This window comes from Yersinia rochesterensis (genome assembly GCF_003600645.1).
In the GTDB taxonomy this organism is placed as follows: domain Bacteria; phylum Pseudomonadota; class Gammaproteobacteria; order Enterobacterales; family Enterobacteriaceae; genus Yersinia; species Yersinia rochesterensis.
Genome location: NZ_CP032482.1, coordinates 2,596,131 through 2,621,208, shown reverse-complemented (window position 1 = coordinate 2,621,208; position 25,078 = coordinate 2,596,131). Strand labels below are relative to the sequence as shown.

Below are 25,078 nucleotides of genomic sequence, written 5' to 3'. Positions count from 1 at the left end.
CGTATTTTTAGATAAAAAGTCGACATTCATCGCAATTATCAATCAGTTTGAACCGAATCTTATGGTTTTTTTTACTGTTTTTATTCGCATTTTGCGGATTTTTATGCTGAAAAAATACACAAATCTAGATTGCTTTATCCTGACTTTTCGTCGCCTCAGCGGTGTTATCTTGAGTTAGCTATCTTGCTGTTGTTGAACTTCGCGCTGTGCTTTTAAGGGCTGGCGTTGCAAACACCAGTAAGAATACAGGGCATTAAATAGCACAACCACGGCGGTGACGCAGAATACTGCGCGGAAACCATAGCTGGCGGATACCGCCGCACCCAGGAGTGGGCCGCTAACATTCCCCACATCACGGAATGATTGGTTATAGCTGAAAATTCTACCCGCAATCTGATTGGTACAGTTATAAATCAGCAAAGTCTGCACTGCGGGTAACAGTGCGCCATCTGTCGCCCCCAATAAAAAACGCAAAATACCCAGTTGTAATGGGGTTTGTACAAAGGCCATCGGGATTAAAATCAGAATGGATAATGCCAGCATGGCGATCAAAATGCGTTCTGGCCCGATTTTATCCCCCAACTTGCCTAAGCGCGGCGCACTTATCAGCGCAGCGACACCCGGCACCGAAGCAATCATGCCACTGACAAAAGCCAAATTATGGATATCTCCGGCCAGCTCGCGCACATACAGGGTCAAAATGGGCGCAATCGAGCCGGTCGCAACTTGGATAATCATGGTGGTGACAAACAAACTCAGGATTAACTTAGGGTTTTTCAGTGAGTTAAATACCTGTCGGCCATTCAGCATATCTTTCTTCAGCACTGGCGCAAACTGCTCGCGGACATAAAACCAGGTCATGGCAAAACAGGCGAATAGCACTCCGGCAGTGATAAAAAACACCGGCCGCAAACCATAATTATCCGCCAATAATCCACCAATCAATGGGCCGATTAATGCACCACTGACCCCGCCGGTTGAGAGTGTGCCCAATGCCCAGCCACTTTTGTTGCGCGGCACCTGTGTGGCAATCAGCGCGTTGGCATTAGGAATAAAGCCGCCCAACAGCCCCAGCAGGGCGCGTAGGGCCAAGAATTGCCAAATATTTTGCGCCATGCCCATCAGCACCATCACAATCCCCATGCCGAGAGCGGATCGCAGTAGCATGATTTTCCGGCCTTTTCGGTCGGCAAGGCTGCCCCAGAAAGGCGCGGCAATGGCGGAAAACAGGAAAGTAATGCTGAACACCAAACCCGACCACATGTTCAATGACTGGTGGCCGCTCACACCCAACTGTTCCACATACAGTGGCAGGAATGGCATGATCAAACTGAATGCCGCGCCGGTTAGAAAACAGCCTAACCAGGTGACAAATAAGTTTCTTTTCCAGTTAACAGGTTGTGGTGCTGAGGTCATAAATTACCGATTAAACAAGGGATTGCTTCTTAACAAACTGAGCGCTTTGCGTCTCTTTATTCGTCGATAGGGGCGTTTGAAGGGGCAACAAAGCACAAGAATAAAACAGTTAGCTTGGTAAGTATGCGCCTATAGCACATTGACATCAATGAGATGAATGTTAGTTTTTATTAAAATGAAAAGAGGGTTTGAAATTCGGGGATATGCTTATTCGATTAGGTTATAACTGAATGGAGAGAGCTTTGACCGTTTGTTATAACTCATTGCCGCGAAATAAAAAAGCCACTACGCGATGGGCGCAGCAGCTCATTTATCAGCACAGATTATTATCAGCGATAAGCTTCATTTTTGGTGACGGAATAACGGCCACTACCCAACAGCATGATAGCCACGCCGCCGAGGAAGTACATGGCTTCGTTTTCCAAACCCCATGCGCCCACTTGGGTCAGAGTAAAGAACTTACCGGTGCCGACCATCAATACCGCGACCAATAGGTTAACGGCGTAAATGAAAGCCGCAGGGCGAGTAAATAAGCCCAAAATAATCAGGATCGGGGTGATAATCTCGCCAATGTAAACGCCATAGGCAACAAAGCCAGGGATGCCCTGCGCCTGTAAAGAGGCGGCTATCCAACTGGTGCCGTGCTGAATTTTTGCCACGCCATGAAATAACATCAAAACACCGAATGTCAGGCGTAATAACAATTTACCGCCGTTCGGATGATCTGTTAACCGCGTGAACCACAGATTAAGAGTTGCGAGCATATATATCCTTATCAAGAAAAAGATATTCCCGTCATACTTCAAGCTACATGTGTGTTGGCTACGTTCACTCACCCCAGTCACTTACCTGTGTAAGTTCTTGGGGACTAATGAGCCTCATCCCTGAGGCTCACCCTATGGGCAGCATAAATGCTGTTCAAATCGGTTCCCGACCGATTTGTCGCTCAATTGCCGCCTTACTGCAACTCGAATTAATTAGGGCGTCACCAGAAGATAACCAAGGGAAATTAATTCAGTATCGTCAGACCACAACTATATTTCTATCGGATAATACTGACAGATTGTATCAAAAAAACTGATATAAACTAATTCTCATTATCATCTGTTATATTATTTTGCTCTAAGCTAATTCCGTTTAGCTAAGCTAGTCATACAGCGAAGGTGCGCCCTCGGGGCGGGTTTTAAAACGCCGGTGCAGCCACATGTATTGATCCGTGGCGCGCATAATCTCTTTTTCGATCACTTTATTCATAAAGGCCGCGGCTTCGACTTCATTATCCAGCGGGAAATTATCCACTGCGGGCTGTAAAATCAGTTGATAACCTTTGCCACCCGGTAACCGACGTGGTGTGAAAGGAATGATTGCGGGTTTACCCATACGCACCAGAAGATAAGTCCCGGTGGTGGTGGCGGCTTGGCTGACGGCAAACAAGGGCACGAACACACTGCTGCGTGGGCCATAGTCATGGTCGGGCGCATACCAGATAATTTCACCTTGCTTGAGGCTGCGAACCATCCCTTTGAGGTCTCTGCGATCAAGCATGGCTTTATTTGACCGCATCCGGCCCCAGGTCTGCATCCAATCCATGGCTTTATTATCATGTGGACGATAAACGCCAATTCCCGGATTGTAGATACCAAAAATACGCGCGCCCAGTTCTAGCGTCAGAAAATGCAAGCCAATCAACAAAACCCCTTTGCCCTCATCACGCGCCTGTTGGATATGCTCCAGCCCGCTGACACTGCACCAGCGCTTAATTCGCCAGTCTGGCCAAAACCACGCCATGCCGGTTTCAAATAACCCCATGCCGACGGATTCAAAATTCTTAACCAGCAGTTCATCCCGCTCGTTTTTCGGCATGTCAGGGAAGCACAGCTCCAGATTGCGCCGCGTTATTCGCTTACGTCGTGCAAGAAAACGCATAGAAAAACGGCCAAGGGAGGTGCCCATGGAATAGATGACCGGATAGGGTAGCAGTACCAGTAGGTAGAGAATACCGAGGCCGAGCCAAGTCAGCCAATAACGAGGGTGCAGTAGTGAGCGATTAAAAGACGGAACTTGCATATCTGTTCTCAGCATTATTGTCATTCGTTCGGACATATTGATGGTGCACATTGAGTTAATCAGAAAACCTCAATAAGCCCAGTCCCAACCTACTTATCTGTCGTTTTAAGGTAGCCTATTGTGGCATTTTTAGGAGACTACAGGAAAAAAGAGCGCACCAAAAAGCCATTTTCATGCTTTTTTGTCGAAAACTTCATCAAATAAATCATTTGTTTGATGATTATGTAAGCGGGGCGATTGCCCCGATGGGCGCTCCGACGGCTTACGCACTTGTATTTGAAACTAACAGGGACCCATCCGGCACATTTCCCCGCAAATTAACTTGGTCAGTAGTCCAATCCCTGTCTGTCGAAGAGGGATTTTTATTTCTGCGGTATGATATTTCCAGTGTATAAATGGATATTATTCATTCTTATCGGAGAGCCGTCGATGACAGTTGCAAGACTCAGTGCGGGTTTATTGGTCGTCGGTGGCATATTGGGTTATCTCGGCGCTGATTGGCAGAGCAAACCGTTACTGATTGCTGCCGGAATTGCCTTGCTCGCGGGTGTTATTTTTTCTGCTTTGACTGAGCGTGATAGCCGCTAAAGATGTGCCGTGGCGGGGTTTCAGGTATTATATGCGCCGCACGGGATAGCCGGTGCCGAAATATCAGTTCTATTGCGCGATGATTTAGCGTGGTTAGCCGTCTAATGATTAACCTAACCCATTGAGCAATAATTAAATATTCATCAGTAACCTCTCTGAAAGACAGGAACGTACACCATGCCAGTGTTACATAACCGAATTTCTAATGAGGAACTTAAAGCGCGCATGTTGGCTGAAACCGAACCGCGCACCACAGTTTCTTTTTATAAATATTTCATGCTGGAAGATGCAAAAACCTTCCGTGATAACCTCTATAGCCAATTTGTTAAACTCGGGGTATTTGGCCGGGTTTATGTGGCAAAAGAGGGAATTAATGCCCAGATTAGCGTGCCTGCAAATCGTTATGATGAGTTTCAAGTCGCGCTGTTTGCCGCTCATCCCGCGCTGAACCAAGTGCGGTTGAATGTTGCGCATGAAGATGACGGCAAGTCATTTTGGGTGCTACGCATGAAAGTTCGTGAGCGCATTGTGGCTGACGGTATCGACGATGACAGTTTCGACCCCAGCAATGTTGGGCATTATTTAAAGGCCGATCAGGTCAATCAGATGATTGATGACCCCGATACTTTGTTTGTCGATATGCGCAATCATTATGAATACGAAGTCGGCCATTTCGAAAACGCGATAGAAGTTCCGTCGGATACTTTCCGAGAACAACTGCCGATGGCGGTTGATATGCTGCAACATAATAAAGATAAGAATATTGTGATGTATTGCACCGGTGGGATTCGTTGCGAGAAAGCCAGCGCTTATATGCTGCATAATGGCTTTAAAAATGTTTATCACGTCGAAGGCGGGATTATCGAATATGCCCGTAAAGCAAAAGAACAGGGATTGCCGCTTAAGTTTATTGGTAAAAACTTTGTTTTCGATGAGCGGATGGGCGAGCGGATATCTGAAGATATTATCGCACATTGCCATCAGTGCGGCACCCCAAGTGATACGCATACTAATTGCAAGAATGATGGTTGCCACTTACTGTTTATTCAATGCCCCGTTTGTGCAGCAAAATTTGAAGGTTGCTGTAGCCAGATTTGCCAGGAAGAGCTGAAGCTTCCACAGGAAGAACAACGCTCTCGCCGGGCCGGGCGAGAGAATGGCATTAAGATTTTTAATAAATCTAAAGGTTTGCTACAAACAACCATGCATATTCCTATGCCGGAAAAGGGCGCAGATAAGTAATATCCAGTGCTATTAAAATAAGGCGTTGTCGGTTATTTTATCCGCTAGCGTCTTTTTTTTGCCATTTGAGCCGTGGCGGTTCCAATACAAGGATTAATAATGACAAAACCTGTGGTAGGTGGCCAAGGGTTGCGGTTAGTTGCGATGCTGGCAATGTTGGTGGTGATTATGGCCGGGATCAAAGCGGCATCGCCCATTGTAGTTCCCTTTTTACTGGCGATATTTCTCGCTATTGTTTTAAACCCTTTGGTGAAATTACTCGAAAAAATAAAGATCCCCCGGACATTGGCTATCATCTTATTGGTAACCATTATTGTTTTACTGATGGCATTACTGTTTAGCCGCTTAGGTTCTTCATTAAATGAATTTGCCCGCTCACTACCGCAATATCGCGGGATGATGCTGGAAAAAATGCGTGACCTGCAAGAGTTCGCCATGCGCTTTAATATCGAGTTTTCGGTGGATGACATTATGAAACATGTCGATCCCAGCATGGCCATGAACTTTGTTACCCGCCTGCTCAGCCACCTTTCCGGTGCTATGGCTAGCACGTTCTTGCTGTTAATGACGGTCGTTTTCATGTTATTTGAAGTCGAGCGCCTTCCCTATAAAATGCAATTAATGTTTGATAACCCAGAACAAGGGAATGCGATTTTGCGGCGTGCGCTGAATGGCGTGACGCATTATCTGGTGATTAAGACCATTATTAGTATTGCGACGGGGATTGTCATTTGGCTATTTTTGGCCGCGATGGGGGTTAGGTTTGCTTTCCTGTGGGGGTTACTGGCCTTTGTTCTCAATTATATTCCCAACATCGGGTCTGTATTGGCCGCTATTCCACCCATTATTCAGGCCTTACTCTTTAACGGTTTTGCTGACGCCTTTGCTGTAACCGGCGGTTATATTCTCATTAATCTGATTGGTGGCAATATCATCGATCCGCGCATGATGGGCCGTGGCTTAGGGCTATCAACATTGGTGGTGTTCTTATCATTAATTTTCTGGGGATGGTTATTGGGGCCGATAGGTATGTTACTGTCAGTTCCATTAACCATTATTGCCAAAATCGCACTGGAATTAACACCTGCCGGTTATAAGTTTGCAGTGTTACTGAGTGATGGTAAGCCGGCTAAGATTGAATCGGATACGCCCATATTGTAACTTAACATCTGAGGGCCGCAGGTGATTTGATGCCTGTTGGCCCCGTTAAAAAAGGAGAGGCGAGTTAATAGAAAAAGAAGTAAATATCCAGCGCCAACAATATTAACCACAAACAGATATAGAGTATTAAATGCTCTCGTACATTATTGATAACCATTGAGATGAATTTACTTAACATACTGACTGCCTGAGGTTAAAGTTATAGCCCATTGTAGGTGATTTTAATTGGGTAAACAATCAGTTAGGGGGTAAACCTTTATCTAAGAGAATAATAAATTAAATAACTTATTTTCAGGCGTGTGTAAAAATTGAAGGAAATAGAAATTAGTTTATATAAAAAGGCATTTAATAGAATGTAACCGATATTTTTAACAGTAATCTATGTCGCATTGTTTTCTCGGCTACATTATTCATAATATAAATATATATGTGTATTATTTGGCTATATCTAGAGTGCTATTGGCTGATGCTGCCTCTAAATACAGGCCAAAGTCTAGTATAAATATTTAAATACATTATAGATAAAGCACAGTTCCAAGCGGTTTCTGACTTTTATTTTTTCAGTAATATGGCGCTTATGTGAGTAAACTGTACTGTCACTGATATTTAATTTTCTGGCTATCCGGTAATTGGGCATTTCTGTCATCCAATAGCACATAACTTTATGTTCTTGTGGGCTGAACAGTGATGCAGGACATGGCAGCACTGGTTTATCGTTATCATTTGAAACACTTGATAAGCTTTGTAATAATTCGGGCAAATGCTTTTTAGCCAAGATTGAAACAGAATCCGTTAGAGGGATAGGCGTTTCGCTAAAGGGATATGATGCATCCAGATAAATATAAACTCTTGCCTGACCACAGCAGTTGATGAATTGTGCTAATAATGGGCAGTGTCCACCGAATCGACAGTATTGCGTAAGATTAACAATTATTATTTCAGGATTAAAATTATCAATGGCTAATGTTGCCTGCTCAACGGTAGAAACATCCATTAAATTAAGAGATGCGGAACTATTTAAATAAGTATTTACCCCTGAGCGGGTATAAAAACACTCGTCAATAATTAATATTTTCATGTGACATACATCCTTGTCTAACTGCAACCATACCTGACTGCATACTAGGATAAGGTAATCCTCTGACGACCAAAGCGTCAATTCGGCATTTACGATGTTTTTTTGCGGGTTTTATGAATTGATGGCTATTAATTACCAGGCTAATGTGGTTTTGATGCTAACGATTAGATATGAATTAATTGCCAATGACTTGTTTAAGTCTCAATAGTCATTGGCAATAATTTAGTGAGTCAATTGCGGATATGAGTGCTATGAATCCGTGAATCGAGCCAAAGAAAAGGCAGTAATATCAATAGGTGATGGTTTATCTTGTGCAAACAGTGCAGCGACCTCGCCCAGCGCAGTAGCAAATTTAAACCCATGGCCACTTAACCCCGTCACGACCATAATATTGGGGTTATCCGGCAAAGTATCGATGATGAAATCTTCATCAGGGCTCATATCATAGCTGCATGCAGCACCATGTAAACAAACGCCCACGCCGGGTAAGAAATTACGCAAAAAGCCAAATACTTCTGTTCCGTCTTCAGCATAACTGCCAAAGGGTTTGCGCTGTGTCGCTGATTCTATGGGCTGCCCACCATTATGTTTACCGAGTTTCAATTCATCATTTTGTGAAGGGAATCCGTAATAATGAATATTGTCCGGTGTTTCCACCGTGAATGCTGGGAAATGATTCCCTTCACTGTATCGGCCATCGGCATGGTGCCAGGAAAAGACTTTGCGTATTGCGGTTACCGGCAATTGCGGTAGCAACTCCTTCACCCAAGTTCCAGCAGTCACAACCACTTTTTTAGCGCTGTAGGTACCATCGATGGTCACGACATCCACGCCTTCATCCAGAGGTTCAATCGCGGTCACCGGGCAGTTAAATAGAATGCCACAACCGGCTTCAGTGACGGTTTTTATCAGTGTTTTTATCGCCAACTCTGAGCGGAGGAAACCGGAATGCGGTTCGAACACGCCGATATAATTATCCGGGACAGTAAATACCGGCCATTTCTCACGAATTTGTGCAGCATTTAGGATCTCAACCGGCAAATTAAATTGTTGAGCACTGTATTGTGAGTTTTTTAGAAAGACCGAATCCTCTGGCCCCAGATTAAGCACACCACAGGCCTGGAACAATTTTTCACCAGTCTGGGCTGAAAGTTGATCCCAAAGTGCTTGAGCACGTAATACTAATGGGACATATTTCTCGCCTTCACCATATGCATGGCGAATGATTCTGGTATCACCATGGTGGCTACCTGCTTGGTGAGGGGGCATTGCGCTATCAATCATCAGCACATTTAGACCGGCTTGTGAGGCATAGTAACCTGCGGCTGAACCGACCGAGCCACTACCAATGACAATCAAATCATAATCCATATTTTTCACCCTGCTGAATATCACCGCGAACCCTATTTAACGCCCGATCTTATTTAATATTGTTTGATTTGTAACGCAGTTTTATCCTGAAAATGACCAGAGCGATTTAAATTAAAGGCAGTAAGTTGTCATAAAAATTAAAACGATAGTAATAACATGAGAGCCAAGAGAGCAAAAGGAATGTTCACCATATTATAGTGGGAGCGGTTAATAAAAAGGCACCGAGTGATATTCACTGGTGCCTTTTTACGAGCTTTGAGAAATTAATTGCTGGTGATAATTAATGCTTACGGTGATCCAAATCTTGGTAATCTGATGATTCAATTTTAGCAATGCCTGCTTCTAATATATTTATTAATTGTCGCGCAACATCAGTCGTCAGCCAGAGTGTTCTATCAACTAGCGCATCTTCTGGCGGTTGATCCATGGAAGACAGGTAATGAAGGCGTATCATCATCGCGTCATATACATCTACAGTGCTGATATCCCAACCTACGAGCGGGTGAGTCTGGATAACTTCATCATTTCTGTCCATAAAGACCCCTTATATAGTAGTTACTGAACGGTAGTGACTAATGAGGATCAATGCGGCCCAATACTGAGTGAGCTTTTTCAGTATACGCAACCGTTGATGAATTTGGCGATTATCTACAGATATTTACAAATTATTTATTTTCTGATGATTAATGAATCGAAAGTTAAAAATAAAAAATGTGAAACGGAAAGGGCCAATATACATTGATATAAAAAAGCCGAGGAGCGACTCCCCGGCAAAAAACTGCATTTATCTACAACATATCGCCGTCATTGACAGCCTATTGCAGTGGGTTAATCCGCGTCGAACCAGTCGTCCGCGCTTTCCCATATTTCTTGTAATATTTCAGATATGAGGTCTTTATCCGTTTTGGCTCCACCTAAAACAGAAAGATTATTCGCACTGGCATAACGTACTTGTACCGCAGTGGTCGTATCTGGGAATTTAGTCTTCAGTCGTTTACTCAATTCATTGGTGAGTGCTTCGATAGCACCTGCGGGTAACTGGTTTTTTTTATCAATACAGACTTCAACACGCATACTTGGCCCTCCGAATATTTATACTGTTTATTTATACAGTATAAATATTCAGGCCGCAACTGACTAAGAAAAAAATTTTCAGCTGCAGAGAAAAGTGCGCTCTACAGCTGGTGTTATCAGGCTTTAACTGACCAATTGAGGGTCTGACCGGCAAGGAAAGGAATGATAGATTCGTTTCCTAATGTGATGTCCTCTGGTTGCTGGAAAGGTTTCCGAACCAACTCAACAAAATCTTCGTTAACTGGCAAACCATAAAAACGCGGGCCATTCAAAGAGCAGAAAGCTTCCAAATGTTCCAATGCATTCATTTCTTCAAACACAGTGGCATAAGCCGAAAGCGCCGATGGGGCATTGAAAACACCGGCACAGCCGCAAGATGATTCTTTCCGATGTTTGGCATGAGGAGCAGAGTCAGTGCCAAGGAAGAAACGGTCTGAGCCACTGGCCACAGCTTGCCGCAAGGCATCTTGATGAGTGCTCCGCTTCAGAATTGGCAAACAGAACAGGTGAGGGCGAATCCCACCCACCAACATGTGATTGCGGTTGAACATCAAATGTTGAGGAGTGATGGTCGCACCAAGGAAACGATTGCCTGCCAGCACATAGTCGGCCGCATCTTTGGTGGTGATGTGCTCAAAGACAATTTTCAATTCTGGGAATTTACGGCGTACCGGTTCCAGAATTGTTTCAATAAAACGCGCTTCACGATCAAAAATATCCACCGCGGCATCGGTGACTTCACCGTGGATCAACAGCGGCATGCCAATCTTCTGCATTTGTTCAAACAGCGGATAAATCGCTGGAATATCAGAGACACCATGCGTTGAGTTAGTGGTGGCATTGGCCGGATATAACTTGGCCGCGGTAAATACACCGTTTTCAAAACCTTGGGTCAGTTCATTGACATCCAGGGTATTGGTCAGGTAGCACGTCATCAGTGGGGTGAATGTATGACCTGTAGGTATTGCCGCCAAAATACGGTCCCGATAAGCAATAGCACTGGCAACAGTGGTAATCGGTGGGGTCAAATTTGGCATGACGATGGCTCGGGCAAACGCCTCGGAAGTGTAGGGCAGCACGGTACTGAGCATTTCGTCATCACGTAAGTGAATATGCCAGTCATCCGGGCGGCGAATTTTCAGGGTTTGAGGTTGTGCAGTCATTTAACGGGCTCCGCAGTCATGAAATATATACCGTCATACTTTAAGCTGCATGTGTGTTGGCTGCGTTCAATCACCCGAATCACTTACAAATGTAAGCTCATCGGGACTCTCTCGCTTGCCGCCTTCTCGCAACTCGAATTATTTAGGATATGGGTTTTTGTGCTGTTTCCGGCGGGGTATAAGGATAAGCGGAAAGCGCTTAGGATGCATCTGATTGTTACGGTTAAGTTGAAAACAATATTTTTTGGTTAGTTGGAAATTTTGGTCAGTTGAAAATAATATAAAAAGGGTCTCTTATAGGGAGGCGCCAAGTCACATTGTCCTGCAGGACGAGTGATTGATTTATCGGCAAGTAGGCTAATTAAATATCAGATGGGAGAATAATCATGGAAGTCCGTGTCATTGCCAGTTTAGTGGCGAAACCTGAGTTTGTTGCTGAAGTTAAAGCGGCGGTTCATCAGGTTATCGACCCTAGCCGTGAGGAAAAGGGGAATCTGCAATATGATCTCCATACCGAAAGCGGCCAAGAAGGTTCTTTTGTATTTTTCGAGCGCTGGGCGTCTGATGATGCATTGGAAAAACATAACAAAACTGAACATTTCAAAGAATTTGTTAAAGCACTAGAGGGCAAGCTGGAAAGCCTTGAGATCAAGAAAGTGAAGCAGATCGCTTGAATTTATCGGCGAAATAAAAAACCCGCCAGATGGCGGGTTTTGCAATATTAGGACTGAATGATATTGCTATTATTCGACCGATTGTGGTTTTGTTGCCGGTGCCGTGGCCTGAGTAACAGCAGCATGGCCACCCGCAGGACCTTTTCCTGCGAAATCAAAGGCTGGGCGCTCCCATTGGCCTTGAGTTGGTGATGCTGGGACGTAATCAGGCGCAGGTGCTTTAGTCATCGGTGCTGAAGCATAGTGCTTAAATAGCACACCTTCAGGATGAGCGACAACCGGCTGTGGTGCTGCCACGGCAACAGGCGCTACAACGGCCTCTTCTGTCACATTGACCTCTTCAACTGCAGCCTCTTCAGTTACAGTTTCCGCAGCAATCGCTTCTGGCTCGGTTATTTCTTCAACCACAGCTTCTTCAACCACAGTTTCCACAACAACAGTTTCTACAACAACCGCTTCTGGCTCGATTGTTTTTTCAACTGCTGTTTCTGTTGCAGCCACTTCTTCAACCACTGGCTCAGTTGCCGTGATAGTTTCAGCTTCTGTTGCTATTTCAGTAACCTGAACAGGTTCTTCAATCGCGCGGCTTTCAACAGTGGCTTCTACTGTTGCTGGCTCAATAACTGCTGTTTCTGCAATTGTCGTTTCTACAATTTTTGTTTCCACGACCACAGGTGCACGGCCAGGTACGGCAGCGGCGGATGAGGATGACCCCCCCGGCTTATGTTGTGGCGTCGGTACGGCAATTTCAGCTACGGCAGTGGCAACAACTGGAGCAGTAATCACTGGAGCAACAATCACTGGAGCAACAACAACTGGTGCGGCAGCAATAGCGATTGACGTTTCTACAGCTGCAACTTCTTGCACGCGTTCTACTGGCAATTGCTCTTCAACCGGGTTTTCCACAAAGGCTTGTTCAACCTGCTGGGCAACCGGATAACGCACCCACACTTTACCCGACGCCATTTCTGGTGAGGCGAAAGCACCTGCCAGCGGCATAGCAGATTGTGTTGGATAGCGCTCATCACGGTAGCGACGACGGCGTTGACCGCTGACACGCAGGTGGCGAGGCGAGCGGCGAGAGCGACGTGGCATGCCATTTTCATTGTTGGCATTGCGGTCGTTCGTTGCATCATCATCGGTCTGAGGGCTGGTCTGTGTCAGTAATTTCACTTCTTCGTGCACTACTGGTGCAGCAACCTGAGCAACCGGGGCGGTGATCGGCGTTTCCAGAACATTCAGCTCATCATTCGCGGATTGAATACGGACTTTCTGATTCAATTGGCGGCGTTGACGGCGCTGCATCACCTGTTGGCGTTCTTCTTGCTCAGGTTGTACTTCTTCTACAGCCGCAGTAATGACATCAATGTCATCAACTTTAGCTTTAACGTCCTGTGGTGCCTGGCGTTTGTCATCCTGACGGCGACGCTGGCGATCACCGCGGCGCTGTGGCTGCTCTTCACGCGGTGCTTTATCCGCTTCTACAACTTCAGTTTGCGCTAATGGCGCAGTTGTCTGTTGTGTTGGGCGTTTATTGCGGCGTTGATCTTCACGGCCCTCGCGATTGCTATTATCGCGGTTAGCATTGTCACGGCCATTATTATCACGGCTTGAGTTATCACGGCTTGAGTTATCGCGACCTTCACGTGGTGTGCGGTCACCGCGATCTCTACGGTTATTATTCTGGCGACGAGGATTACGGCGATCATTGCGACGATTTTCGCTGTTTTCCGTTTTTTCAACTTCGACCGGTTTAATTTCTTCTTCTGATGTGCCGAATATACCTTTCAGGCCACTGAGCAGACGGCTGAAGAAACCAGGTTGTTCAACCGCCGCAGCAGTTTTTTGTGGTGCAACAGTTGGCTCAACCGGCGTAGCTGTAGGGGCTGATTCTGGCGGCACTTCAGTTGGCAGAGAGAAAGTTGCCAACGCCGGTTGTTCCGGACGTTTACGCTCAATAGTCGCTTCTTCCAGCGGTTGCGCCATTTCTGCTTCATGCAGTTGTGGCAACAAATAGCTGAGAGTCGGGACTTCTTCGCCTTTGCGTACGCGAAGCACCGAGTAATGCGGCGTTTGCATTTGATCGTTTGGCACGATCACTGCACGTACACCGCCCTGGCGTTTTTCGATAGCATTGACGGATTCACGTTTTTCGTTCAACAGATACGACGCAATTTGTACCGGTACAATCGCGTGAACTTCATGAGTATTTTCTTTCAGCGCTTCTTCTTCAATCAAACGCAGAATAGAAAGTGACAGGGATTCATTGTCACGTACAGTACCGGTACCGCTACAGCGTGGGCACACATGGTGGCTTGACTCACCCAGTGACGGGCTGAGGCGCTGACGGGACATTTCCAGTAAACCAAAGCGGGAGATGCGGCCAATCTGGATACGCGCACGATCCTGACGGACGGCATCGCGCAAACGGTTTTCCACTTCACGCTGGTGGCGTACCGGTGTCATATCGATAAAGTCGATGACAATCAGGCCACCCAAGTCGCGTAGACGTAATTGGCGAGCAATCTCATCGGCAGCTTCAAGGTTGGTATTGAATGCGGTTTCTTCGATATCACCACCACGCGTTGCTCGCGCGGAGTTGATATCAATCGCAGTCAGCGCTTCGGTAGTGTCAATAACAATCGAACCACCGGAAGGCAGACGCACTTCGCGTTGGAAGGCAGATTCAATCTGTGACTCAATTTGGTAGTGACTGAATAATGGAATCTCACCACTATACAATTTAATTTTGCTGCTGAAATCCGGGCGACCGAGTGCGGCGATATGCTCTTTAGCCAGTTCGAGAACTTTAGGGTTATCGATCAGGATTTCGCCGATGTCCGGGCGCAGATAATCACGGAAAGCACGGACAATCACGTTACTTTCCTGATGGATCAGGAAGGGCGCAGGGCGACCTTCAGCGGCTTTTTTAATCGCATCCCAATGCTTCAGACGGAATGATAAGTCCCATTGCAGCGCATCAGCAGATTTACCGACACCGGCGGTGCGAACAATCAGGCCCATGCCGTCAGGCAATTGCAGGGAGGATAGGGCTTCTTTCAATTCAGTGCGGTCATCACCCTCGATACGGCGAGAAATACCCCCGGCACGTGGGTTGTTTGGCATCAAAACTAAATAACTACCCGCCAGGCTGATGAAAGTCGTGAGTGCGGCACCTTTATTACCGCGTTCTTCTTTATCAACCTGAACAATAACTTCCTGGCCTTCGCGCAGCACATCTTTGATGTTTGGGCGGCCATGAGAGGAATAATTACTAGGGAAATATTCGCGAGAGATTTCTTTTAATGGGAGAAAACCATGTCGTTCAGCGCCGTAATCAACAAAAGCGGCTTCCAGACTAGGTTCGATTCGGGTGATTTTCCCTTTGTAAATATTCGCTTTTTTCTGTTCATGACCTGGGCTTTCAATATCCAAATCATACAGCCGCTGTCCATCTACAAGGGCGACACGCAACTCTTCTTGCTGAGTGGCGTTAATCAACATTCTTTTCATCTTTAACTTACTCGTTATTTTTACATTGTCATTAGAACTGCGGGCAAAATAACCTCATGGTCGGGTAAACCGATGACCCCGAGTCTTCTAGCAAAGCCGTCAACCTCACGGTTGTCGCCTGCATAGGGGCGCATTATTTCGGTAAGCCTGTGTTTCTTTCTGAAAAACAGCGCTTTTTATATAAAGGGTAGCTTCTGAATATAAGACAACAGAGCCTTACCCACTTGCCGACCAAGCTGCAACCCGCAGCCCGCTAATTGCTTGATTTCACATTACGTCTTACGCCATTGCTGCGTTTTTGCGTGATCAGGCAAAGTTTATTATTCCACAAGTCTCTTGGTCTAACGAGAATCAACGCAGAATTAAACACATTATTCCATTGCTGACACTGATATAGCAAGATGACTTTACCTGTCTAGGTAAAGATTCTTTTACTGTATTCACAGTGTTGGCGGCTATCGTTGTCTTATTAAACAATAAATGCACGCAAACGTTATCTTTAAATAGCCAGATTGACAGTTAAGCACAGAAAAAGGGGTGGCGCTAATTCCTCGGTGTATTTAGAATCGCGTCCCATGAAAACGAATAATCCAGTAGTACAATTAATCACCATTTCTGCCGACGAAGCCGGTCAGCGGATCGATAACTTTTTGCTCACTAAATTGAAAGGTGTGCCAAAGAGTATGATTTACCGCATCGTACGCAAAGGTGAGGTTCGAGTTAATAAAGGGCGCATTAAGCCAGAATATAAATTGGCTGACGGTGATGTGGTGCGTGTGCCGCCGGTACGGGTTGCTGAGCGCGAAGAAATTCAGGTATCAGCTAAACTTGATAAAGTTGCCGCGTTAGCCGATTGCATTCTATTTGAAGATGACTATCTCTTAGTGCTGAACAAACCTTCCGGCACTGCGGTCCATGGCGGAAGCGGTTTAAGTTTCGGGGTGATTGAAGCATTACGCGCCCTGCGCCCGGAAGCGCGTTTCCTGGAATTGGTCCACCGTCTTGATCGTGATACCTCCGGTGTTTTATTAGTTGCAAAAAAACGTTCAGCTTTGCGTTCCTTACATGAGCAACTGCGCTTGAAAGGGATGCAGAAAGATTATTTAGCTTTGGTGCGCGGACAATGGCAATCACATTGCAAAGCCGTGCAAGCGCCTTTGCTGAAAAATATTATGCAAAGTGGTGAACGCATGGTGAAAGTCAGTAGCGAGGGCAAACCATCAGAAACCCGCTTTAAAATAGAAGAGCGTTTTGAGCATGCCACACTGGTTAAAGCTAGCCCGATTACCGGTCGAACACATCAGATTCGTGTCCATGCGCTGCATGCTGGCCACCCGATCGCTTTTGACGATCGCTATGGTGACCGTGAATTTGATGCACAATTACAGGGTACTGGGTTACATCGTTTATTCCTGCATGCCGCCGCTTTACGTTTTGAACACCCAAATACCGGTGAAACCATGCGCATTGAAGCACCGCTGGATAATCAATTGCGCCATTGCTTGTCAGTATTACGCAAGAATAGCGCTATTTAAAATAGCGCTATTAGTTTTACAGTCATCAGTTTTACGGCCATCAGTTCTAAAGTAATGGATTTACCCCTTGCTCAATTAACATTTGGGTGAGGGCGATTAACGGCAGGCCGATGAGGGTATTTGGATCTCGGCCTGATAATTTATCAAATAAGGTGATACCCAACCCTTCACTTTTAAAACTTCCCGCGCAATTCCACGGTTTTTCCCGCACTAAATAACCTTCAATTTCTGCACTATTCAAGGTGCGGAAATAAACATCAAACGTTTCACAAAGACAACTATGGCTATTAGTTGCGGTGTTTAGCAGCGCCAGTCCGGTATAAAAAGTGACACATTGCCCGCTGGCTTGGTGTAATTGTTTGACGGCATTGGCATGATTATGGGGTTTGCCGATGATGCCCCTGTTGATAACACACACTTGATCAGAACCTATTATCAAGTGTTGTGGGTAATGCGCAGCCAGTGCTTGGGCCTTCGCTTGTGCCAAACGCTGCACCAATGCGCTCGCGGTTTCGGTGGGCAACGGGGTTTCATCGGTTTCTGGCGCGGCAGTGATAAAAGGCAATTGCAGCTTTTCCAGTAATGCGCGGCGGTATGACGAGGTTGAAGCAAGGACTAATTGCGGCATAATATTTTCCATAAACCGTGGCGTAATTGAATCAGACATTTTAAACTGTCTTCCGCTTCGGAAGCGAATATTGGTGAAAGGTGCAGTAAAACGGCCTTTTTCTTTGACTCTATGTCGTTACAAAGTTAATATGCGCGCCCTATGCAAAAGGTAAAATTACCCCTGACCATTGATGCGGTTCGTACCGCTCAGAAACGTTTAGATTACGCAGGTATCTATTCGCCTGAGCAGGTTACACGAGTAGCCGACTCAGTGGTAAGTGTGGACAGCGATGTCGTGGCCTCATTATCATTTAATATTGATAATCAGCGCCTGGCGGTTATTACAGGTCATGCGGACGTCGATGTAACATTGATGTGTCAGCGCTGTGGTGGCACGTTTGCGCACCATGTTCATACAACGTATTGTTTTAGCCCGGTCGTCAATGATGAGCAGGCTGAGGCATTGCCGGAAGCGTACGAGCCGATCGAAGTCGACGAATTTGGCGAAGTTGATCTGTTGGCTATGATTGAAGACGAAATTATTCTTTCACTGCCTGTCGTTCCGGTACATGATTCTGAACACTGTGAAGTGTCCGAGGCGGACATGGTATTTGGTAAACTGCCTGCAGAGGTGGAGAAACCGAATCCATTTGCCGTATTAGCCAGTTTAAAGAAAGTAATTAAGGAGTAAGGTCAATGGCCGTACAACAGAACAAACCCACTCGTTCCAAACGTGGCATGCGCCGTTCACACGATGCACTGACCACTGCCACTCTGTCTGTGGACAAAACTTCCGGTGAAACTCACCTGCGTCACCACATCACAGCCGACGGTTTCTACCGCGGCCGCAAGGTTATCGGCTGAGTAGTACTTGCTAATCTTTAGCAAGGCGATACCTTGACTTGTCTAACCCTAGCGTTAGATGCAATGGGTGGGGATTTCGGTCCCCACGTCACAGTGCCTGCTTCATTGCAGGCACTGGCCTCTAATCCAAAGCTAAAACTCCTGCTGATCGGGAATCCCGACGCCATCACTCCGTTACTTGTTAATGCCGATCCTTTGTTGCTGGAGAGGTTACAGGTAATCTCCGCTGAGCATGTTATTGCCAGCGATGCTAAACCCTCACAAGCTATTCGTGCCAGCCGTGGTACCTCCATGCGTATAGCTCTGGAGTTGGTCAAAAACGGTGATGCAGCAGCCTGTGTGAGTGCAGGGAATACAGGAGCATTGATGGGGTTGGCGAAGATGCTTATTAAGCCATTGGATGGAATAGAGCGCCCGGCATTGATGACAGTTATCCCCAATCAGCAGCGCAGCAAGACTGTGGTACTGGATTTAGGGGCCAATGTTGAATGTGATAGCACGATGCTGGTGCAATTTGCTGTCATGGGTTCGGTGATGGCAGAAGAAGTTGTTGGCATAAAAACCCCACGTGTTGCTTTGCTCAATATTGGCGAAGAAGAGAGCAAGGGGTTAGATAATATCCGCGAAGCCGCCGCAGTATTAAAAAATACACCGGCGATCAACTATATTGGTTATCTTGAAGGCAATGATTTGCTGACAGGCAAGACTGATGTGATGGTTTGTGACGGCTTCGTGGGTAACGTCACTCTAAAGACCATGGAAGGTGTGATAAGAATGTTCTTGTCATTGCTCAAATCATCGGGCGACGGCAAAAAACAGTCCTGGTGGCTTAAATTTATTGGCCGTTGGCTACAAAAACGTGTGGCTAAGCGGTTCGGTCATTTGAACCCCGACCAGTATAATGGCGCATGTCTGTTAGGATTACGGGGCATCGTAATCAAGAGCCATGGCGCTGCGAATCAACGTGCATTCGCAGTGGCTATCGAACAGGCTGTGCAGGCGGTGCAGCGGCAAGTCCCACAACGGATTGCAGCGCGCCTTGAAGCGGTTTTACCCAAGAGTGACTGATCGTACATGTATACTAAGATTCTCGGTACGGGGAGTTATCTGCCCGTACAAGTGCGCAGTAATGCTGATTTAGAAAAAATGGTGGATACGTCGGACGAGTGGATTGTCACTCGGACAGGTATTCGTGAACGGCGTATTGCTGGCCTTGATGAAACTGTGGCGACAATGGGTTTCCAGGCGGCTGAACAAGCACTGGAGATGGCCGGTATTGCTAAAGACGATATCGGGCTGATTATCGTTGCCACCACCTCTTCAAGCCATGCTTTCCCAAGCTCGGCCTGTCAGGTGCAGCAAATGTTGGGCATCAAAGATGCGGCCTCTTTTGATTTGGCTGCCGCCTGTGCTGGTTTTACCTATGCACTTAGTGTTGCTGATCAGTACGTGAAAAGTGGTGCTGTCAAACATGCTATCGTCATTGGTTCAGACGTACTGTCGCGAGCACTGAATCCTGAAGATCGTGGCACGATTATTCTGTTTGGTGATGGTGCGGGTGCCGTTGTATTAGGTGCATCCGAACAACCTGGCATTCTCTCTACCCATTTGCATGCAGATGGTAAGTATGGGGAATTGCTGGCATTGCCGTATCAGGATCGCCAGCAGCAAGACCAGCCAGCCTATGTCACGATGGCCGGTAATGAGGTTTTCAAAGTTGCGGTGACTGAACTTGCTCACATTGTGGACGAGACCTTGCAGGCCAATAATCTGGATCGTTCAGCGCTGGATTGGCTGGTGCCGCATCAGGCTAACCTGCGGATTATTAGCGCAACGGCTAAAAAATTAGGCATGGGGATGGAGAAAGTGGTCATCACGCTCGATCGTCATGGCAACACTTCTGCAGCATCTGTACCGGCGGCACTTGACGAAGCCGTGCGAGATGGGCGTATTCAACGTGGGCAGTTAGTGCTGCTGGAAGCGTTTGGCGGCGGCTTTACCTGGGGCTCGGCGCTGGTTCGCTTTTGATTTAACAGGGTTTCTTTGATTTAACAGGGCCTTTTTGATTTAACAGGAAAGTAAAATGTCGAAATTTGCTTGTGTTTTTCCAGGCCAGGGATCTCAATCTCTTGGTATGCTGGCCGATTTGGCCGCACAATTTCCGATAGTTGAAGAGACTTTCAGTGAAGCATCTTCAGTTCTGGGTTACGATCTCTGGCAGTTGGTACAACAAGGCCCGGCTGAAGAATTGAATAAAACCTGGCAGACGCAACCGGCATTGCTGACGGCATCTGTTGCTATCTGGCGTGTTTGGCAGCATCAAGGCGGCAAACTGCCGGCGATGATGGCGGGCCATAGCTTGGGTGAATACTCAGCTCTGGTGTGTGCTGGCGTGCTGGATTTCAAACAGGCGGTTCGTCTGGTTGAATTACGCGGTAAACTGATGCAGGAAGCGGTACCGGAAGGCACCGGTGCCATGTACGCGATTATTGGTTTGGATAATGAATCCATCGCCAAAGCGTGCGAAGAATCAGCACTTGGGCAGGTTGTCTCGCCAGTCAACTTTAACTCACCGGGACAGGTCGTTATTGCCGGTAATAAAGATGCGGTAGAGCGCGCAGGTGCGGCTTGTAAAGCAGCCGGTGCGAAACGCGCCTTGCCTCTGCCAGTCAGCGTGCCATCCCATTGTGCGTTGATGAAACCTGCGGCAGATAGATTGGCCGTCGCACTGGAAGAAATTGAGTTCCAGGCACCGTTATTCCCGGTGGTGAACAACGTCGATGTGAAAGCTGAAGTGTCGCCAGAGGCTATTCGTAGCGCGCTGGTGCGTCAGTTATATAATCCGGTACGTTGGACTGAAAGTGTGGAATTCATGGCGTCAGAAGGCGTTGAGCTGCTGTTAGAGGTTGGGCCGGGTAAGGTATTGACTGGTTTGACTAAGCGCATCGTGGATACTTTAGCTGCAGCACCGGTAAACGATGTTGCCACGCTGACCAACGCGCTCGAAAACTAAGAAAAGAGGATAACATGAGCTTCGAAGGTAAAATTGCGCTAGTCACTGGCGCTAGCCGCGGTATTGGCCGTGCGATTGCAGAATTATTAGCTGAGCGTGGTGCCCGTGTTATTGGTACCGCGACCAGTGAAAAGGGCGCTGAAGCCATCAGCGCCTACTTGGGCGACCAAGGTAAAGGTTTAATGCTGAATGTCGTGGATCCTGCATCAATCGAGTCAGTACTGGCAACGATTCGTGCGGAATTTGGCGAAGTCGACATTTTAGTGAATAATGCAGGTATTACGCGTGATAACCTGCTGATGCGTATGAAGGATGAAGAGTGGCAAGATATTATTGACACCAATCTAACTTCCGTGTTCCGCCTATCAAAAGCGGTAATGCGCGCTATGATGAAAAAGCGGTTTGGGCGTATCATCACCATCGGTTCTGTAGTTGGGACAATGGGCAATGCAGGGCAGGTTAACTACGCGGCAGCTAAAGCGGGTCTGATCGGTTTTAGCAAGTCTTTGGCGCGTGAGGTTGCTTCACGTGGCATTACTGTCAACGTTGTGGCACCTGGCTTTATTGAGACGGACATGACGACGGCGTTGACAGATGATCAACGCGCAGGCATTTTAGCCCAAGTACCAGCTAACCGGCTTGGGCAAGCTAAAGAAATTGCCAGCGCTGTTGCATTTTTAGCCTCTGACGAGGCCAGCTACATCTCTGGTGAAACGTTACATGTCAATGGCGGCATGTATATGATTTAAAAATCACGAAAGTATTTGCGTTATTTGAGGTAAAAACCGCAAAATAGCGTAAAATCGTGGTTTGACCAGCCGAGATTTAGTTGCATCTTTTTCAACATTTTATACACTACGAAAACCATCGCGAAAGCGAGTTTTGATAGGAAATTTAAGAGTATGAGCACTATCGAAGAACGCGTTAAGAAAATCATCGTTGAACAACTGGGTGTTAAAGAAGACGAAGTGAAGAACAGTGCTTCTTTCGTTGAAGATCTTGGCGCAGATTCTCTGGACACCGTTGAGCTGGTAATGGCTCTGGAAGAAGAATTCGACACTGAGATTCCAGACGAAGAAGCAGAGAAAATCACTACTGTTCAGGCAGCTATTGATTTTATCAACGCTAACCAGCAGTAAGCGAATATGCTTTAAGTTTGGATAGATAGTTAGGCGGTCATTTGACCGCCTAAGTTTTTTTTGCCCTAGTGTAATTTTCCCTCCCTGGAGGACAACCGTGTCTAAGCGTCGAGTTGTTGTGACTGGACTGGGCATGTTGTCTCCTGTCGGTAATACAGTAGAATCCACATGGAACGCTGTTCTTGCCGGGCAGAGTGGCATCAGCCTGATCGACCATTTTGATACTACAGACTATGCAACGAAATTTGCTGGCTTAGTAAAAGATTTTAATTGTGAAGATTACATTTCGCGTAAAGATGCACGCAAAATGGATGCCTTCATACAGTACGGTGTCGCGGCTGGCATGCAAGCTATGCGAGACTCCGGGCTTGAAGTGACAGAAGCCAATGCTCCTCGTATCGGTGCCGCGATTGGTTCCGGTATTGGTGGGTTGGGTCTGATTGAAGAGAACCACACCTCATTGGTGAAAGGCGGGCCGCGTAAAATTAGCCCATTCTTCGTGCCTTCAACCATTGTTAATATGATTGCCGGCCACCTGACCATTATGTTCGGTATGCGTGGGCCAAGCATTTCTATTGCTACGGCATGTACTTCTGGCGTCCACAATATCGGGCAAGCGGCTCGTATCATTGCTTACAATGATGCTGACGTTATGCTGGCCGGTGGAGCTGAAAAAGCCAGTACCCCATTGGGTGTCGGCGGTTTTGGTGCTGCGCGTGCATTGTCTACTCGCAACGAGAATCCGCAGGCTGCCAGTCGCCCTTGGGATAAAGACCGTGATGGTTTCGTTCTGGGTGATGGCGCAGGCATGATGGTGCTGGAAGAGTACGAACACGCGAAAAAACGTGGCGCAAAAATCTATGCTGAAGTTGTTGGGTTTGGGATGAGCAGCGATGCTTACCATATGACCTCTCCACCAGAAGACGGTTCTGGTGCAGCTCTGGCAATGGTGAATGCGTTGCGTGATGCGGGTGTGACCCCCTCTCAAATCGGCTATGTCAATGCCCACGGCACGTCAACTCCTGCTGGCGATAAAGCCGAAACGCAGGCAGTTAAGTCTGTATTTGGTGGAGACACCAAAGTGATGGTCAGTTCCACCAAATCCATGACTGGGCACTTGTTAGGTGCAGCAGGCGCGGTTGAGTCTATCTTTACGGTATTAGCGCTGCGTGATCAGGCTATTCCGGCAACCATTAACCTGGATAACCCAGATGAAGGTTGTGATTTGGACTTTGTTCCGGGTGCCTCTCGCCAAGTAACAGATTTGGAGTACACCCTGTGTAACTCCTTCGGTTTCGGTGGTACTAACGGCTCTTTGGTGTTCCGCAAGGTATAGCATTCACTGTTCAAAAGACCGCTGACAAAGTTGATTCGCGGGGAAATGTGCCGAATGGGTCCCTCTTGGTTTCAAATACAAGTGCGTAAGCCGTCGGAGCGCCCATAGGTACAGTCGCCCCGCCAGTCTCCGGGCTATAAAAGACGTTTGTCAGCAACCTTAAAAGACCCGGTTTTCCGGGTTTTTTATTTGCTTAGCAAGCATCAGCTATAACATCCTTCCATAAAAATTGTCTCAATAAGAGATAAATCTGAAAACAGCCACGGCCTTAAATCTGATACTGTCAGCAGGTAGGATTTATATTTATGGGCAATACCTATACCCTAATTGAATGTAGAGCCAAGACGCCCCCATTTAAAGAGAATCTGAATGTTCTGGATTAATGGTGTTGAACAAAATTTGATTTCAGCTTCAGACCGCTCAGTGCAGTTTGGTGATGGCTGCTTTACCACCGCCAGAGTCTCCGGTGGTCGAGTTGTGTGGCTGGATAAGCATATATCGCGTTTGCAACAGGCGGCTGAGCGGCTATTAATGCCGGTCGTAAATTGGAATGCATTGAGCAAGGAAATGGTTGAGGCGGCAAATCATACTGAGGACGGTGTGCTGAAGGTGATTATCAGCCGGGGAAGCGGTGGCCGAGGCTACAGTGGCACAGCATGTCAGCATCCCACGCGAATTATTTCTCTTAGTGATTATCCGGTTCATTATCTTAGTTGGCGTGAACGGGGTATTTCTTTGGCACTTAGCCCGATATTATTAGCACGCAATCCTTTACTGGCCGGGGTTAAACACTTGAATCGCCTGGAACAAGTCTTGATCCGCGCGCATCTTGACCAGACAACGGCGGATGAGGCACTGGTGCTTGACACTGAAGGCATGCTGGTGGAATGCTGTGCGGCTAATTTATTCTGGCGTCAAGGGGATAAAATATTTACCCCAGACCTGTGTCAGTCAGGTGTAGATGGCATTATGCGCCAACGAATAATCACTTGTCTGTCCGCTCATGGTCGGCAAGTGGAGATTGTGGCACAACCGGTGAGTGTGTTGGCAGACGCAGATGAAGTTATCCTGTGTAACGCGCTAATGCCGCTACTCCCGGTAAATAGGATCGAGCCGGTAAATCGCGCCGAAGAGTGGGTTTATCACTCACGTCAGTTGTTTGATTTCTTAAATCTTCATTGCTGTGAAATATAAGCTTTATGGGGATTTTGATTTTCGTACCAATGATACCTTTA

25 protein-coding genes are annotated in these 25,078 nt (G+C 46.8%); 14 read left to right on the top strand and 11 right to left on the bottom strand.

Going from position 1 to position 25,078, the window contains the following annotated elements:
• Window positions 1-174: 174 nt before the first annotated feature.
• The 3 genes from mdtG to DXZ79_RS12320 all read right to left on the bottom strand — a co-directional run bounded on the left by mdtG (window position 175) and on the right by DXZ79_RS12320 (window position 3,483).
• Window positions 175-1,416, bottom strand: a complete 1,242-nt coding sequence (mdtG, locus tag DXZ79_RS12335) for a multidrug efflux MFS transporter MdtG (RefSeq protein WP_038632223.1) — start codon at window positions 1,414-1,416, stop codon at window positions 175-177.
• Window positions 1,417-1,745: 329 nt separating this feature from the next.
• Window positions 1,746-2,180, bottom strand: a complete 435-nt coding sequence (locus DXZ79_RS12330; RefSeq protein WP_038632225.1) for a DoxX family protein — start codon at window positions 2,178-2,180, stop codon at window positions 1,746-1,748.
• 382 nt (window positions 2,181-2,562) lie between these two features.
• Window positions 2,563-3,483: a Kdo(2)-lipid IV(A) acyltransferase gene (locus DXZ79_RS12320; RefSeq protein WP_038632227.1), complete on the bottom strand. Its 921-nt coding sequence runs from the start codon at window positions 3,481-3,483 to the stop codon at window positions 2,563-2,565.
• 429 nt (window positions 3,484-3,912) lie between these two features.
• Here DXZ79_RS12320 and DXZ79_RS20690 point away from each other — a divergent pair, with 429 nt between their 5' ends.
• From DXZ79_RS20690 to DXZ79_RS12310, 3 genes are all read left to right on the top strand, one after another.
• Window positions 3,913-4,071, top strand: a complete 159-nt coding sequence (locus tag DXZ79_RS20690; protein WP_038632229.1) for a hypothetical protein — start codon at window positions 3,913-3,915, stop codon at window positions 4,069-4,071.
• A 177-nt stretch (window positions 4,072-4,248) separates the two neighbouring features.
• The gene (trhO, locus tag DXZ79_RS12315) at window positions 4,249-5,313 is read left to right on the top strand and encodes an oxygen-dependent tRNA uridine(34) hydroxylase TrhO (RefSeq protein ID WP_038632231.1); all 1,065 of its coding nucleotides are present in this window, start codon (window positions 4,249-4,251) and stop codon (window positions 5,311-5,313) included.
• A 99-nt stretch (window positions 5,314-5,412) separates the two neighbouring features.
• Window positions 5,413-6,474 (top strand): AI-2E family transporter, encoded by a 1,062-nt coding sequence (locus DXZ79_RS12310; protein ID WP_038632234.1) that lies wholly within the window; start codon window positions 5,413-5,415, stop codon window positions 6,472-6,474.
• A gap of 64 nt (window positions 6,475-6,538) precedes the next feature.
• Here the strand turns inward: DXZ79_RS12310 and DXZ79_RS12305 are convergent, their stop codons facing one another.
• From DXZ79_RS12305 to pyrC, 6 genes are all read right to left on the bottom strand, one after another.
• Entirely contained in the window at window positions 6,539-6,631 is a 93-nt protein-coding gene (locus DXZ79_RS12305; RefSeq protein WP_227744204.1) for a DUF2770 family protein, read from the bottom strand.
• 336 nt (window positions 6,632-6,967) lie between these two features.
• Window positions 6,968-7,552 carry a LuxR C-terminal-related transcriptional regulator gene (locus tag DXZ79_RS12300; RefSeq protein ID WP_038632236.1) on the bottom strand — a complete coding sequence of 195 codons (585 nt, stop codon included), beginning with the start codon at window positions 7,550-7,552 and terminating at the stop codon, window positions 6,968-6,970.
• 249 nt (window positions 7,553-7,801) lie between these two features.
• Window positions 7,802-8,923: an N-methyl-L-tryptophan oxidase gene (gene solA, locus DXZ79_RS12295; protein WP_038632238.1), complete on the bottom strand. Its 1,122-nt coding sequence runs from the start codon at window positions 8,921-8,923 to the stop codon at window positions 7,802-7,804.
• Between the two features lie 280 nt (window positions 8,924-9,203).
• Entirely contained in the window at window positions 9,204-9,458 is a 255-nt protein-coding gene (gene bssS, locus DXZ79_RS12290) for a biofilm formation regulator BssS (protein WP_032819502.1), read from the bottom strand.
• 293 nt (window positions 9,459-9,751) lie between these two features.
• The gene (dinI, locus tag DXZ79_RS12285) at window positions 9,752-9,997 is read right to left on the bottom strand and encodes a DNA damage-inducible protein I (RefSeq protein WP_038632241.1); all 246 of its coding nucleotides are present in this window, start codon (window positions 9,995-9,997) and stop codon (window positions 9,752-9,754) included.
• 116 nt (window positions 9,998-10,113) lie between these two features.
• The gene (pyrC, locus tag DXZ79_RS12280; protein ID WP_050291271.1) at window positions 10,114-11,160 is read right to left on the bottom strand and encodes a dihydroorotase; all 1,047 of its coding nucleotides are present in this window, start codon (window positions 11,158-11,160) and stop codon (window positions 10,114-10,116) included.
• Window positions 11,161-11,546: 386 nt separating this feature from the next.
• Here pyrC and DXZ79_RS12275 point away from each other — a divergent pair, with 386 nt between their 5' ends.
• A complete protein-coding gene (locus DXZ79_RS12275) occupies window positions 11,547-11,834 on the top strand; it encodes a putative quinol monooxygenase (RefSeq protein ID WP_038632247.1) in 288 nt (95 codons plus the stop codon).
• A 69-nt stretch (window positions 11,835-11,903) separates the two neighbouring features.
• Here DXZ79_RS12275 and rne read toward each other — a convergent pair whose 3' ends face one another.
• Entirely contained in the window at window positions 11,904-15,347 is a 3,444-nt protein-coding gene (gene rne, locus DXZ79_RS12270) for a ribonuclease E (RefSeq protein WP_050291270.1), read from the bottom strand.
• Between the two features lie 575 nt (window positions 15,348-15,922).
• Here rne and rluC point away from each other — a divergent pair.
• Window positions 15,923-16,882, top strand: a complete 960-nt coding sequence (rluC, locus tag DXZ79_RS12260; protein ID WP_038632251.1) for a 23S rRNA pseudouridine(955/2504/2580) synthase RluC — start codon at window positions 15,923-15,925, stop codon at window positions 16,880-16,882.
• A gap of 46 nt (window positions 16,883-16,928) precedes the next feature.
• Here the strand turns inward: rluC and DXZ79_RS12255 are convergent, their stop codons facing one another.
• On the bottom strand, window positions 16,929-17,510 hold the full coding sequence (locus tag DXZ79_RS12255) for a Maf family protein (protein ID WP_120011298.1): 582 nt from the start codon (window positions 17,508-17,510) through the stop codon (window positions 16,929-16,931).
• A 141-nt stretch (window positions 17,511-17,651) separates the two neighbouring features.
• On the opposite strand from DXZ79_RS12255, the gene yceD reads away from it, so the two are divergent.
• From yceD to pabC, 9 genes are all read left to right on the top strand, one after another.
• Window positions 17,652-18,182, top strand: a complete 531-nt coding sequence (gene yceD, locus DXZ79_RS12250) for a 23S rRNA accumulation protein YceD (protein WP_038632255.1) — start codon at window positions 17,652-17,654, stop codon at window positions 18,180-18,182.
• 5 nt (window positions 18,183-18,187) lie between these two features.
• Window positions 18,188-18,355, top strand: a complete 168-nt coding sequence (gene rpmF, locus DXZ79_RS12245; RefSeq protein WP_002210931.1) for a 50S ribosomal protein L32 — start codon at window positions 18,188-18,190, stop codon at window positions 18,353-18,355.
• A 33-nt stretch (window positions 18,356-18,388) separates the two neighbouring features.
• Window positions 18,389-19,423 carry a phosphate acyltransferase PlsX gene (gene plsX, locus DXZ79_RS12240; RefSeq protein WP_120011297.1) on the top strand — a complete coding sequence of 345 codons (1,035 nt, stop codon included), beginning with the start codon at window positions 18,389-18,391 and terminating at the stop codon, window positions 19,421-19,423.
• Window positions 19,424-19,429: 6 nt separating this feature from the next.
• Complete coding sequence (locus DXZ79_RS12235; RefSeq protein ID WP_038632259.1) at window positions 19,430-20,383, top strand: beta-ketoacyl-ACP synthase III; 954 nt, start codon at window positions 19,430-19,432, stop codon at window positions 20,381-20,383.
• Window positions 20,384-20,438: 55 nt separating this feature from the next.
• A complete protein-coding gene (gene fabD, locus DXZ79_RS12230) occupies window positions 20,439-21,368 on the top strand; it encodes an ACP S-malonyltransferase (RefSeq protein ID WP_038632261.1) in 930 nt (309 codons plus the stop codon).
• 14 nt (window positions 21,369-21,382) lie between these two features.
• Window positions 21,383-22,117, top strand: coding sequence for a 3-oxoacyl-ACP reductase FabG (gene fabG / locus DXZ79_RS12225; RefSeq protein WP_038632263.1), 735 nt, complete (start codon window positions 21,383-21,385; stop codon window positions 22,115-22,117).
• A gap of 153 nt (window positions 22,118-22,270) precedes the next feature.
• The gene (acpP, locus tag DXZ79_RS12220) at window positions 22,271-22,507 is read left to right on the top strand and encodes an acyl carrier protein (protein ID WP_002220787.1); all 237 of its coding nucleotides are present in this window, start codon (window positions 22,271-22,273) and stop codon (window positions 22,505-22,507) included.
• 97 nt (window positions 22,508-22,604) lie between these two features.
• Window positions 22,605-23,843: a beta-ketoacyl-ACP synthase II gene (gene fabF, locus DXZ79_RS12215; protein WP_038632266.1), complete on the top strand. Its 1,239-nt coding sequence runs from the start codon at window positions 22,605-22,607 to the stop codon at window positions 23,841-23,843.
• Between the two features lie 369 nt (window positions 23,844-24,212).
• Window positions 24,213-25,037: an aminodeoxychorismate lyase gene (gene pabC / locus DXZ79_RS12210; RefSeq protein ID WP_038632268.1), complete on the top strand. Its 825-nt coding sequence runs from the start codon at window positions 24,213-24,215 to the stop codon at window positions 25,035-25,037.
• Window positions 25,038-25,078 lie beyond the last annotated feature (41 nt).